We start from the raw sequence: 13,291 nt of genomic DNA on the forward strand, positions 1-13,291 counted from the left end.
CAAAAAATCATCTTAATGACTATAATATAGAATGATTAAATGACATTGATTGATTCATAACATAAATATACGCATTTTTATCATCGCCCCTTTTTGTTTATTTAGCCTTGCCTTAAGGACTTGTTGTTTATGCCTGATACTGATTTATCACCTTCAAGTGTATTGCAAAATGGTCTTCCCACCATTGCATTGCTAGCGGGATCAATGTCATCGGAGTATCAAGAAGAAATTATGCGCGGTGCCGCCTATGTCGCATCGGAAAAAAACTATAACCTGATTGTTTTTTGTGGTGGAGTGATTAACTCTGACGACCCTTTAACACTGGCACGGGGAAAAGTGTTTGACCTGATTGATATGAACGTTATTTCAGGTGTAATTAGCCCCTTTAGTTCTCATATGCGCTTTTTAAATCAAACCGCTAGAGCAGCATTTATTGCGCGTTTTTCTGATGTGCCCGTGGTTAATATTGGAAGTCAGATTCATGGGCTGACTAATATTTTGACCGATTACGAGAGTGGATTCATTGAGCTATTTGAGCATTTATACCATGTTCATGGTTACCGAAAAATTTTATTAGTGAGGGGGCCTGAACACCATGCTTCTTCTAATAGTCGGATGGTCATTTATAAAAACTTATTAGCCCAATATGACTTGCCTTTTGAACCATGGATGGTTATTTATTCCGACTTAAATCGTATTGCTACTAAGTTAAAAGTGGGCTGCTTTTTAGATGAAGGGAAGCATAGCAAATGTGAATTTGATGTGATGATTACATTGAATGATAACCAAGCTTTTGGGGTGATTGATGCATGCCAAGAACGAGGCATTAGCGTGCCCACCGAGGTTGCCGTGGTTGGTTCGATGAATACATTAGAAGGAACATTTGCTAAACCACCTTTGACCAGTATTAAAGAGCCATTATTTGAATTAGGCCGAGCGGCAGCTATTGAGTTAATTACTCAAATAGAGGGAGGCGAACAATTATCTGAAGTCCAGATACCTACCTCGTTAATTATTCGAAAATCCTGTGGCTGTGAATCATCGATACATCATTATCAACAGGGGGTGATTCAACCATTTAGTGCAACTTCTGTCACGATTGAAGACGATTCCATTTTCCAAGATGCAAAAGCGAGTTTTAATAAAATGGTTGCACAATATAAAGGTGGGATCATGGCCGACAGTGCAGCGTTGTTGTTAGCCGAATATTATCAAGCCATTGAGCAAAATACCTTTGCTCGTTTTTTAAAACAATTAAAGAAAAATTTAGAAGGTGCATTAAAGTCTGAAGATATATTGGTTTGGTTAGCGTTAACGGCAAAGCTTGAGGTCACTAGCTTATGTTATCTCGAACATCGCTTAGAAAGTGATAACTTACTGGGTTTTATTAGTCAATTAATAGCGATAAAAAACGATATTGCACAAATCGCGATTAAATATCAGATGTTTGAAAATGAATATTATTTAAATTATTTTAGAGGCATTGTAAACGGCCTTAACAACTCATTTGATCTGACATCGATACAAAATTATACCGTTAATGTGCTGAAAATATCTGAGTTATATATCTCTCTTTTTGATGATGAAAATAAAGACCTACAGACGGCTAAAAATATGGTGGCGGTGCGAAGAAGCAAGTTAGTGTCACTTAAAGATAAGAACTTTATTGCCAAGCAGATTATTCCTAATGAATTAGAACCTTATAACGCACGTTTTACATTAATGGTTTTTCCTTTGTCCTTTAGAAAAAAACACCTTGGTTTTATGACCATTAACTTAAGCGATCGCAAAGGAGACGCTTTTGAAAACCTACGAGCCATTATAAGTTCTGCATTGAAAAACGAAATACTGATTCATGATTTACAAAAAGCAGAAAAACGGTTTAGTGATATTGCCCATAGCACTTCTAATTGGTTGTGGGAAACAAATGCTTCACATCGATTTACTTATTGCTCTGAATCATCGTTAGATATTATTGGCTATTCGCCAGAGGTGTTGCTCGATAAAAAAATTAATGCCTTTAATATCGATGAAGATGACAGTTGCTTAAACAGCATGTGTGATTATGAGGATTTAACTGAGTATGAGTGTTGGTATAAACACCGTAATGGTAAGGTCATCTGTTTGCTTATTTCTGCTAAAGCTATTTTTATCGATAATCACTTTTGTGGATATCGTGGTGTTTTTGAAGATGTGACAGAACAAAAACTACAAAAAGATAAAATTAATAATTTAGCTTATTCCGATATATTAACTGGGTTACCAAATCGTACTTTATTTCAAGAACGACTATCCGATACTATTTTATATTCGTCGCTCAATGACAAAAAATTTGCATTGATGTTTATCGATTTGGATCACTTTAAGCATGTTAATGATTCCATGGGGCATGCCTATGGCGATCAATTATTAATTAAAATTGCGAAACGGCTTAGTGGGGCGATTCGGTCTCACGACATACTTGCACGGTTAGGTGGTGATGAGTTTGTTATTATTTTGCCGGAAATAGTCAATGAAGCAGAAGTAATTGATGTTGCAGAACGTATTTTTAGCCGTATCAAAGCACCCATTTTATTAGCAGATAAAACCATTTTTACAGGCCTTAGTCTCGGTATTAGCCTTTATCCTCTCGATGGTGTTGATGCTGAGTTATTGCTTAAAAAGGGCGATAATGCCATGTATCAAGCAAAATCCCAGGGGCGAAATAACTATGTATTTTACGATAAATTATTAGATCAAAAATATGCGTTACGTAATTTAAATGAAGAAATATTGCGTGATGCCTTGTTAAGTAAACGCTTTGTGCTGAATTATCAAGCTCAGGTCTCAGCCGAAACTGGAAAAATAGTCGGCTTTGAAGCACTGGTGCGAATTAATCATCGAGAGCGAGGTATGATTTTACCTGAGAACTTTATTCACCTTGCCGAGGAGCTTGGTTTTATTAATCAAATTGATACCTGGGTTTTTGAAAAAGCTTGCGAACAACATAGAGCTTGGCGAGATCTTGGTTTTGTAAATCCACGCCTCGCCATTAATTTATCGGCCCTGCAATTACGTAATATGTCGGTATTAGAAAATTACATACGTATTATTAAGCATTACCAAATTAATCCCGCTGAAATTCAAATTGAAATTACCGAAAATGCATTAATTGAAAATGAACAGGTCGTTTTGGATATACTTCGAGGTTTTAAGCGCTATGGCGTACGTATTGCCTTGGATGATTTTGGCACCGGCTACTCATCGTTAAACTGCATTAATTTATACCCTATTGATACGATAAAAATAGATCCATCTTTTGTTAAGGATGTGGCTGATAACCCTAAAAATAAAGCGATTATTCAGGGGATTATCTTGATAGCAAGTAACTTGAATTTAAATATTATTGCCGAGGGTGTTGAAACAAAAGCGCAGTATGAGTTAATGAAAAACTTAGGGTGTCATGAAATTCAAGGTTACTTTTTTTATAAGCCCTGTTGTGCGGAAAGTGCGCTGATTTTATTGGAAAATAATAAGACAGCTTAATAAACTTACCTTAATTTAGTGGGCTAGCCATCACAATTCACCTTTTTTATTGTTAAAAATTATTAGGTCGTACCATAATATTAATTAATTTTTTAAATCGTCTATTGGAGCTACGTTATTCTTCTCTCTCACTATCATGACAAGGAGTTTTGATACATGTCTCATCATTCAAATAATTACCGTTCTGCTTTGAATAATGGGCGTCCAACGATTGCCGTGTTAGCGGGGTCGATTGTTTCTCTGTATCAAGAAAGTATTTTGCGTGGCGCCGCGCATGTGGCAGAAGAGAAAGGCTACAATATGATTGGGTTTTGTGGCGGGGCGATCAATTCTGAAGATCCGCTTCATTTGGCGCGTGAAAAGGTGTTTGAGCTGGTTGATATGGAGTTGATTTCTGGTGTACTCAGCCCATTTAGTTCGTTAACACGCTTTCTTGATAAGTCAGAAAGCCAGGCATTTTTAGATCGTTTCTCCAGCGTACCTGTGATTAATGTTGGTAGTTATATTGACGGATTTACTAATATCGTTGCGGATCATGAAGCGGGCTTTTCTGCATTATTTAAACATTTTTATCATGTTCATGGTTATCGTCATGTTTTATTGATGAGGGGACCGAAGAATCATGGCGCGTCGGAAATTAGAACGGAGATTTTTAAAAAGCAATTAAACCAATATGAACTTCCTTTTGATGATGACATGGTGATTTATTCTGATTTAAACCGTGGTTCAACAAAATTAATCATGGGGGCTTTTTTTGATACAACCGATAAACCTTTTGATGCCATTATTGCACTTAATGATAATCAAGCATTAGGTATTTTAGATGCCTGCGAAGAACGGGGTATTAATGTACCAAAGGATATCGCGGTTGTTGGCTCATTAAATAGCTTAGAAGGCGCCTTTTCAACACCAGCCCTAACCAGTATTCAAGAGCCATTATTTGAACTTGGGCGTATTTCAACACTGGAATTAATCGCACAAATTGAAGGTAAAGCCGCACAGCCAGAAATTCAAATACCAACATCATTAGTTATCAGACAATCCTGTGGTTGTGACTCTTCAATCTATCATGAGCAATCTCATCATCAATCTTCCCATTCTAATAAAGTGTCTATTTTTAAAGAAACGGAAGATTATTTAGAACAGGTAGTTGAGCACTATAAAGGTGGCATTATTCGCGACGAAGTGGGCTCGTTGATTGCACTTTATCGGAAGGGGATATATAAGCAAAACTTTGACCGTTTATTAGTGGAATTAAAAATTAAGCTAGAAAACGCCTTAAAATCTGAAGATATTATGCTGTGGCTGGAGTTTAGCTCAAAATTAGCTTTTAGCGCATTACGTTCTTTGGAGCTAGATAGAACTGCAACCTATTTAACGACCTTTATTGCGCAGTTAATGGCATTAAAGAGTGAAGCTGAACAAACAGCAATTAAATTTCAACGCTTTGAAAGTGAATATTATTTAAATTATTTCAGAGCGATTGTGAATAACTTAAATACGTCATTCGATCTCACTCGTATCAAGAAATATACCGTTGATATTTTGCAACTTTCTGAGCTATATATTTCTCTGTTTCCAGAAGTGAGTACCGATGCTGAGGTAGCAACGAATATGGTGGCGGTGCGCCATAATCAATTTATTGAGTTAGAACATCGAGATTTTATTGCTAAAAAACTGATCCCAGATGAAGTTGAGACTTATTGTGAACGTTACACGCTATTAGTTTTTCCCTTGTCCTTTAGAATGAAAACCCTTGGTTTTATGACCGTCAATTTAAGTAATCCCAAGGGGACTGCTTTTGAAAATTTACGGGCGATTATTAGTTCCGCGTTGAAAAATGAAATTCTGATTCAAGATTTACAAAAGGCAGAAAAAAGATTCAGTGATATTGCCCATAGCACCTCTAATTGGCTTTGGGAAACCGATGTGTTGCATCAATTTACCTATTGCTCTGATTCATCTATTGATGTTATTGGTTATTCGCCAGAAGGATTGCTCGGTAAGAAAATTAATACCTATAACGTTAATAAAGGTGATAGCTATATAAAAAGCATGGCAAGTCATGAAGACTTAACCGAGTCTGAGTGCTGGTGTCAGCATCATAATGGTCGACTTATTTGTCTGTTAATTTCTGCAAAACCGATTATTTTAGACGGCGTTTTTCATGGTTACCGTGGCATATTTGAAGATATTACAGAACAAAAGTTACAGGAAGAAAAAATAAAAAAATTGGCTTACTCCGATATTTTAACTGGTTTGCCGAATCGCACATTATTTCAAGATAAGTTAGAAGAAAGTATCTCCTTTTCCTTTACCCATAATAAGAAATTTGCATTAATGTTTATCGATTTAGATCATTTTAAAAATATAAATGATTCAATGGGTCATGCAGCCGGAGACTTACTGCTAATTAAAATCGGCGGCATTTTACAACGATCTATTCGTTCTCGCGATATTATTGCGCGTTTGGGGGGAGATGAGTTTGTGATTATTTTGTCTGAGATTAAAGATGAAGGCGATATTATTAAAATAGCTGAACATATCTTTAATAACATTAAAAAACCTATCTTAATTAATGATAAGCATATTTATAGCGCGCTTAGTCTTGGTATTAGTATTTATCCGAATGATGGCTCAGATGCACAGTCGCTACTCCAAAAAGGCGATAACGCAATGTACCAAGCCAAGTCGCAAGGGCGTAATGGTTATGTGTTTTATGATCGATTATTAGAACAAAAAAATACACTGCGCAATATGTATGAAGAGATATTGCGTCATGCCTTGATGACAAATAGCTTTATTATTAACTATCAGCCTCAAGTCTCAGCGGAAACCGGTAGCATTGTTGGTTTTGAAGCCTTAGTGCGCATCCATGATCCAGAAAAAGGGATTGTTGCCCCGAATTATTTTATTCCCCTTGCAGAAGAGTTGGGGTTAATTGGCCAAATTGATGAACAGGTGTTTGAGAAATCTTGTGAACAACATAAAAAATGGCGAGATTTAGGCCTGAAAAATATTCGTTTATCGATTAACTTATCAGCAGTGCAATTACGAAACGATGCAATATTGGATAATTATATTCGTATCTTGGCGCGTTATGATATTACACCGGGTGATATTCAAATTGAAATAACAGAAAATGCACTGATTGAAAATTCGGGCGTTGCATTGAGAATATTAGAAGGCTTTAAAGCACATGGCGTGAGCATTGCGCTCGATGATTTTGGTACGGGTTATTCTTCATTAAATTGCATTAATTTATACCCTATTGATACGATTAAAATCGATCGCTCCTTTGTAAAAGATGTTAGCGATAATCCTAAAAATAAAGCAATTATTCAAGGGATTCTATTGATTGCCGGAAGTTTAAACCTAAAAATTATTGCAGAAGGTGTTGAAACTAAAGAGCAATATGAATTGATGAAACAACTAGGTTGCGATGAAATTCAAGGTTATTTCTTCTATAAACCTTGTACTGCAGACATTGCTCAAGGGTTATTAGTCAACATGAAATCTATTTCATCATCGAATCTTTAATTTGTTCTTAAGCTATGAGACGTTTTTTTATCATTTAATATAACCATCTAATGTTTCACTATTAAGCGTATTCAATTTAATTAAGGGGATTCAATTTATCAATCATAATATGATGGTCGATTTTATCTTGAATTATTTTATCGGGAGAGTGAAATCTCAATTCATTTTTTGCAATTGGATAAAAGCAAAAGATTGTTTTCAATCGCCTATTTCAAAAATTTAATAAACCGATTAATATTGCCACTTCAACAGAATCCAATTAGAAGAACGCGATGCCAGCCTCACTTTGTTTAATTATTGCCACATTTTTGTGGGGAAGTTCCTTTGTAGCTTTGAAATACACCGTTAATATTTACGATCCTATTTTTGTTGTGTTTTCACGAATGTTAATTACCTTGATGACGTCTTTATTGTTATGGCGTTGGGTAAAGCGGTTTGAATACCGTGCTGGTGATTGGAAATATTTACTCACTATGTCCTTAGCTGAACCTTGTTTATATTATTTATTTGAAGGCTATGCGTTGCAAAACACATCGGCCTCTCAAGCGGGGGTGTTAGTGTCTAGTTTGCCGTTAATTGTCGCGGTGTTAGCCTTTTATCTGCTTAAAGAAAATCTTTCGAAGGCGATTATTGTTGGATTTGGTTTATGCATTACTGGTGGCCTGTTATTGACATACGTCTCACCCAATTCAACGGATGCAACGAATCCTGTTCTGGGTAATTTTCTCGAATTCTTAGCGATGATTTGTGCTGCTTTTTATTCAGTTAGTTTAAAACGTTTAACTGTTCGTTATTCGCCATTGTCATTAATTGCATTGCAGGGATTGAGCGGAACATTATTTTTCGCGCCTTTTCTATTTTTTACTGGTTTACCTGAAGTGCATCATAGTGATGCGTTGTGGGGCATACTTTACCTTGGTACCTTTGTTACTTTAGGCGGTTACGGATGTTATAACTATGCGTTAAGTAAAGTCTCTGTATTAACGGCTGCAGCTTATTCAAATCTAATTCCTGTTTTTTCGTTATTACTTTCTGCAATATTATTAGGCGAAATTCTTAATGTGAATCAATGGATTAGTATTTTTATTATATTTGCTGGAGTGATCGTGAGTCAGTTTCATACAACAAAAAAAGTACTCAATGACCCCGTCGATATTAAAGTGGGTGAAGTGTAGCAAATTAACTCGAGTGCGATGTGTTCTCGCACTCGAGTAACAAAATCGCATTTAAATTTTTCCTGAAATCAAACAGCGGCTTTCAACTATTTCATTTTTATTCCCCTGCAATTTTGCAATGCGCTCTGCACGTTGACACTCCCAATCGTCCACGGGATACATCTTATCCCAGGCATTCATTAATTTTTGCTGAGATTGGCTCATGTGGTAATGCTGATAGTTTTGTTCCATATAAAGGTAAGTGCGGGCAATGCGTCCTCGTGAAGTGACTGGTGGTTCAGCTTTTCTATTATTGATTTTCATTGCACAACTTCCGAAGCTATTCTGTTCTGCCGGTAACATCGTGAAGTTATAATTTTTTCTTAACGCATTAACAGAGCCAATCGCAGGATAAAGGTTAAACATATCGGCTTGCATATAACGATATTCTTTATTTGTTTTCTCTGCGCATCGTCTTCCTTTGAATGCCTTCCCCTTACTGCTGATACAAGCTGAATCTCCTTCGCGCCACTCAACAAAGGTACGTCCAAAGTTTTCAGCAGGAACGACATGTTCCCATTCTACTTTCTTACTGCGTTTAACATACTTCGTGGTATTGAATCCGGCTGGTGGCATAACGTGCTTTTGATAGTCAAACTGAGCATTACAATACAAAGTGATTTTATTATCGTAATAGACTTGTTTTTCTAACAGACGTTTAGCTTTACTAAAGGAATCAATATTGTGATTGTCTGCATAAACTGAAAAGGCAAAGGAAAGAGAAGCCAATAATAGGAGTGGTTGTTTCATTAATAATTTAGTCCGAACTTAATTTTAGCGAGAAAAAGCAGGATTATATTAAAAAAATACTCTCGAAGCATCTTTAAAAATCATGAAGTTATAGTAAAAATAGTGTAAGTAACGATGGTCTTCTAAAGGGGGCGTGAGTTTGAGTATTTAAAAGCATGTTCATTTAATGAAGTCATTGTTTTTGGTTGCATGCTTTTAAAATAAAAGGTGACGATAAAATAACTGTTTTGGTGCAATAGTTGACCAAGGTGGTGCGATATCGTCCAATATTGCAATTTATTATTTCAATTGTTGTTCAATCATAGAAACATATTTTTCTACTTTTGAGTAACCCTGATTCATATGTTCTGATACATGTTCTAGCATCGCATCCAAATTTTCTCCTGCGGCTAATGTGACATAAGCATCATGTGCTTTTAATTTAGGCCCAGAACGGTTGTGTGCTTTTTGATGGAGTGTGAAATAAAGGTGTAAGCGGCTTCTGAGTCGTTGCCATGTTTCCCTGAGTAAATCGTGTCCACAGTGATCATATACAACACTATGTAATTCTAATTCTTCGTAAATTGTTGCAACAGAATCCTTTGCTTTGATAGCTTGTGTTAAGCGTTTATGTTGATTGGTTAAATCACTGTAAAACTTAGAAGATCTTTTATTCCAAACCAATGAGAAAGCAAAACGTTCTATTTCTGTTCTGAAACTGTACAGTTCTTGGATGTTTTTTACTTTTATATCAATAACATAAGTTCCCGTGTAAGGGATGTTTTCGATTAACCCTTGATCAGCTAATTGTCGAATTGCCTCTCGTAAAGGCCCTCGGCTGACACCTAATAATTCAGATAATTGCGTTTCAATTAACTTAGTGCGAGGTGGAATATCACCATTAATAATTGCATCCCGCAGTTGCTCTGCAACATTTGCTCTCAAGGTGCGATTCTTAGATATGGGTTTAATATTCAATGAATTCATTGGCTTACTCCATTTATAGGGACATTTCTGTGTCCTTCTTCATCTCAAGCGTTTGCTTTATATTAAAAAGCATACCGAGATTACCTTTAATTATATGGCAAAGTTTTTGCATTGTACAATTGTAGATTGTCAACAATCCTTCAATTGTGATGATGTATTAGTAAAAAAAATGGCACGGGATAGTGCTGCCGGATTGAAATCAAAAAGAGGTAGAAGCAAATGGAATTTTTAAAAAAACTGATTGCTCTCGTAGCAATTATATTTTCAGTAAATTTGTACACAAGTTTCGCTCATGCAGCAAATACATCCACCTGGGATGCCATTAAATCTCGAGGTGATCTTCGTGTTGGTGTAACACAAGCGCCACCTTGGTTTTATAAAAAACCGGGTGAGCAAGAGTGGACTGGGTTAGGGGCTTCTGTCGGTAAGCAAATGGCAAAAGAACTCGGAGTAGAATTTAAACCTGTTGAAGTGACTTGGGGAACTGCAGTAGCGGCATTACAGGCAAATAAGATCGATATTATGTTTGTGCTAGATGCAACACCTGCTCGTGCAATGGCCGTTGATTTTCCTGCTCACCCTTTTATCTACTATGCACTTGCAGTCTTAGCTGATGATGATTTAACCATAAATAATTGGGAAGATCTTAATAAAGAAGGTATGAAGCTGGCCGTTAGTCAGGGCACAACGATGGATACTTATATTACTAAGCACCTTCCTAAGGCGACTATTTTACGTTTCCCGTCAAACGGTGAAGCGATTGCGGCTTTCCAATCTCGTCGTGTTCAAGGTGTTTCTTTGTTTTCACCACCACTTATCGCGATGCGTAAGAAATTGGGGCGTGGTCAAATTGTTATGCCAGAGCCTGTTCTGAGAACTCCTTCTTCTGCTGGTGTGCGTAAAGAAGATGATAAAACCTTCCGTGATTGGGTCAATACAACGATTACTTACTATTACCAAACGGGGCAAACTCAAGTTTGGTATGAAGAGTTTTTAGAAAGCTTCGATGTTGATCCTAAAACCGTGCCTTCTGTCCGCATGGAAGACTGGTAAATATTCCGTTAAATCTCGTTAAATTGATTTGCTGAACATGGAGGAATAACAATGGGATATGAATGGGACTTTTCAGTTGTCTTCAGAGATTTTGACCTGCTTCTGTTGGGATTACTTAATACGCTCAAGGTGACTGGTTTGTCCCTTTCTTTAGGTGTGCCTATTGGATTAGTGCTCGCGCTTGCACGTTTATACGGTAAGTGGCCAGTGCGTGTTCCAGTGATTATATTAATTGATTTTCTACGTTCGACACCGCCTATTGCACAGCTTTTTTGGTTCTTTTTTGCCTTGCCAATGATTATTGGCATTGAGATGGATCCTTTCAAAGCCTCTATTTTAACTTTTTCATTACAGTCTTCTGCCTTTTTTGCAGAAGTCTTTCGTGGTGGGATTATTTCGATAGACAGCGGTCAGTGGGAAGCATCTAAAGCGCTAGGTATGACGCGTAATCAATCATTGAGTCGTGTGATTTTACCACAAGCGGTAAAACGGATGATTCCTGCGTTTTTAGAGCGTGCGATTGAATTGATGAAAACAACCACGCTAGTAAGCACCATCAGTTACGCCGATTTGTTATATCAAGCTAATAATATTGCACAGTCAACTTATCGTTCCTTGGAAGTGCTTTCGGTCGCAGCAGGATTATATTTTATTGTCATCTTTGCTTGTTCGATAGGGGTGGGACGCCTGGAGCGATATATGTCCCGTTCTGGTGAAACGACGGTCAATTAGGAGATTATTATGGGTTATAACTGGGACTTTGCTTCGGTTTGGACTAATAAAGCGTTACTGATTACGGGGTTACAAAACACACTGACGCTCGGCTTTACCTGTCTCTTTCTCGGATTATTCTTTGGTATGTTTGTGGGAATGGCACGATATTCAAGGGATCCTATTTTACGATGGCCTGCGACGGTGTTTGTAGAAATATTTCGTAATACACCCGTGTTGGTTCAAATTATGTGGTTTTTCTTTGCTTTTCCGATTATTTCACCCTTTGAAATTGATGCATTTACAGCAGCTGCATTGGGGTTAACCCTTAATACGACGGCTTTTGCTTCAGAGATTTATCGTGCGGGTATTCAATCTATTCATAAGGGACAATGGGAAGCAAGCAAAGCGTTGGGAATGAGTTATTCCCAACAGATGATGCGAATTATTATGCCCCAGGCGATACGTCGTATGATTCCAGCCTTTATGAATCGCTCCATAGAATTAATGAAAATGACGTCATTGGCGTCAGTTATTGCTTATGGCGAGTTAATGTATCAAGCCAAGATAGTTTCAACGAGTGTGTTCAATCCGATCGAAATGTACACCAGTGTCGCGTTAATTTTCTTTGTTTTGATCTTCTCATTCTCGTTAATTGTGCAGTTTTTTGAACAACGTTTGCAATCAAAAAGGTGATGTATGACCAAGGAAATAGATAAAAAAGAAATTTTAAAAATTGATGGTTTACATAAATCCTTCGGCGACCTAGAGGTATTAAAGGGGATTGATCTATCAATGCATAAAGGCGAGGTCGTTGTATTGATTGGTGCTTCGGGTTCCGGTAAATCAACCATGTTACGTTGTGTTAATTTTATGGAAATGCCAACCACAGGAAGAATTGTATTTGATGGTAAACCGGTTGGAAAAATTCATGACAAATTAGGCCATGTCTATTATGTCGATAGTGATTTAGCTCAACACCGTGCTCACGTTGGGATGGTGTTTCAGCATTTTAATTTATTTCCGCATATGACGGTGAAACAAAATGTGATGGAAGGGGCTAAAACGGTACTCAAATTAGATAAAGAAGAGTGCGAACACCGTGCTATGAAATATTTAGAGAAAGTAGGATTAGCTTGGAAAGCTGATGCTTACCCTTCGAGTTTGTCTGGAGGGCAGCAACAACGGGTTGCGATTGCGCGTGCTTTAGCCATGGAGCCTGCCCTAATGTTGTTTGATGAAGCGACGTCGGCGCTCGATCCTGAATTAGTGGGCGAAGTCCTTGAAACCATGAAAGAGTTAGCCGATGAAGGGATGACAATGTTAATCGTGACTCATGAGCTTGGTTTTGCTTACTCCGTTGCAGATCGGGTTATGTTTCTTGCTGATGGAAAAATCCTTGAACAGGGCAAACCAGAGGAAGTGCTGACCTATCCAAAAGAAGAGAGAACGAAGAAATTTTTAAGGGGACATGGTGCATTTCGTTTACCTGAACCGCAATTAGATTAGGTCTGTAAATATTAATAGAGTAA

At 37.3% G+C, this 13,291-nt stretch carries 9 protein-coding genes; 7 read left to right on the forward strand and 2 right to left on the reverse strand.

The features are described from left to right. The first annotated feature begins 129 nt into the window (after positions 1-129). From ACR30L_RS01855 to ACR30L_RS01865, 3 genes are all read left to right on the forward strand, one after another. Positions 130-3,525: an EAL domain-containing protein gene (locus tag ACR30L_RS01855; RefSeq protein ID WP_435236353.1), complete on the forward strand. Its 3,396-nt coding sequence runs from the start codon at positions 130-132 to the stop codon at positions 3,523-3,525. 156 nt (positions 3,526-3,681) lie between these two features. Then, a complete protein-coding gene (locus ACR30L_RS01860) occupies positions 3,682-7,065 on the forward strand; it encodes an EAL domain-containing protein (RefSeq protein ID WP_435236354.1) in 3,384 nt (1,127 codons plus the stop codon). A gap of 272 nt (positions 7,066-7,337) precedes the next feature. Further along, on the forward strand, positions 7,338-8,240 hold the full coding sequence (locus ACR30L_RS01865; RefSeq protein WP_435236355.1) for a DMT family transporter: 903 nt from the start codon (positions 7,338-7,340) through the stop codon (positions 8,238-8,240). A gap of 51 nt (positions 8,241-8,291) precedes the next feature. On the opposite strand, the gene ACR30L_RS01870 is transcribed toward ACR30L_RS01865, so the two are convergent. After that, positions 8,292-9,029: an endonuclease gene (locus tag ACR30L_RS01870; RefSeq protein ID WP_435236356.1), complete on the reverse strand. Its 738-nt coding sequence runs from the start codon at positions 9,027-9,029 to the stop codon at positions 8,292-8,294. 279 nt (positions 9,030-9,308) lie between these two features. After that, entirely contained in the window at positions 9,309-9,995 is a 687-nt protein-coding gene (locus tag ACR30L_RS01875) for a GntR family transcriptional regulator (protein ID WP_435236357.1), read from the reverse strand. A 219-nt stretch (positions 9,996-10,214) separates the two neighbouring features. Between ACR30L_RS01875 and ACR30L_RS01880 the strand changes: the two genes are divergently transcribed. From ACR30L_RS01880 to ACR30L_RS01895, 4 genes are read left to right on the forward strand one after another with little or no spacing between them, the layout of a single operon-like run. After that, positions 10,215-11,048 carry a transporter substrate-binding domain-containing protein gene (locus ACR30L_RS01880; protein ID WP_435236358.1) on the forward strand — a complete coding sequence of 278 codons (834 nt, stop codon included), beginning with the start codon at positions 10,215-10,217 and terminating at the stop codon, positions 11,046-11,048. A 51-nt stretch (positions 11,049-11,099) separates the two neighbouring features. Next, positions 11,100-11,780: an amino acid ABC transporter permease gene (locus tag ACR30L_RS01885; RefSeq protein ID WP_435236359.1), complete on the forward strand. Its 681-nt coding sequence runs from the start codon at positions 11,100-11,102 to the stop codon at positions 11,778-11,780. 9 nt (positions 11,781-11,789) lie between these two features. Continuing rightward, positions 11,790-12,455: an amino acid ABC transporter permease gene (locus ACR30L_RS01890; RefSeq protein ID WP_435236360.1), complete on the forward strand. Its 666-nt coding sequence runs from the start codon at positions 11,790-11,792 to the stop codon at positions 12,453-12,455. 30 nt (positions 12,456-12,485) lie between these two features. Continuing rightward, a complete protein-coding gene (locus ACR30L_RS01895) occupies positions 12,486-13,268 on the forward strand; it encodes an amino acid ABC transporter ATP-binding protein (protein WP_435237860.1) in 783 nt (260 codons plus the stop codon). Positions 13,269-13,291: the final 23 nt, after the last annotated feature.

This window comes from Psychromonas saccharinae (assembly GCF_051201515.1).
Lineage (GTDB): Bacteria > Pseudomonadota > Gammaproteobacteria > Enterobacterales > Psychromonadaceae > Psychromonas.

Coding starts and splice junctions, on each gene's coding strand:
- ACR30L_RS01875 (WP_435236357.1), bottom strand. CDS start 9,995: ATGAATTCATTGAATATTAAACCCATATCTAAGAATCGCACCTTGAGA.
- ACR30L_RS01855 (WP_435236353.1), top strand. CDS start 130: ATGCCTGATACTGATTTATCACCTTCAAGTGTATTGCAAAATGGTCTT.
- ACR30L_RS01860 (WP_435236354.1), top strand. CDS start 3,682: ATGTCTCATCATTCAAATAATTACCGTTCTGCTTTGAATAATGGGCGT.
- ACR30L_RS01885 (WP_435236359.1), top strand. CDS start 11,100: ATGGGATATGAATGGGACTTTTCAGTTGTCTTCAGAGATTTTGACCTG.
- ACR30L_RS01870 (WP_435236356.1), bottom strand. CDS start 9,029: ATGAAACAACCACTCCTATTATTGGCTTCTCTTTCCTTTGCCTTTTCA.
- ACR30L_RS01865 (WP_435236355.1), top strand. CDS start 7,338: ATGCCAGCCTCACTTTGTTTAATTATTGCCACATTTTTGTGGGGAAGT.
- ACR30L_RS01890 (WP_435236360.1), top strand. CDS start 11,790: ATGGGTTATAACTGGGACTTTGCTTCGGTTTGGACTAATAAAGCGTTA.
- ACR30L_RS01880 (WP_435236358.1), top strand. CDS start 10,215: ATGGAATTTTTAAAAAAACTGATTGCTCTCGTAGCAATTATATTTTCA.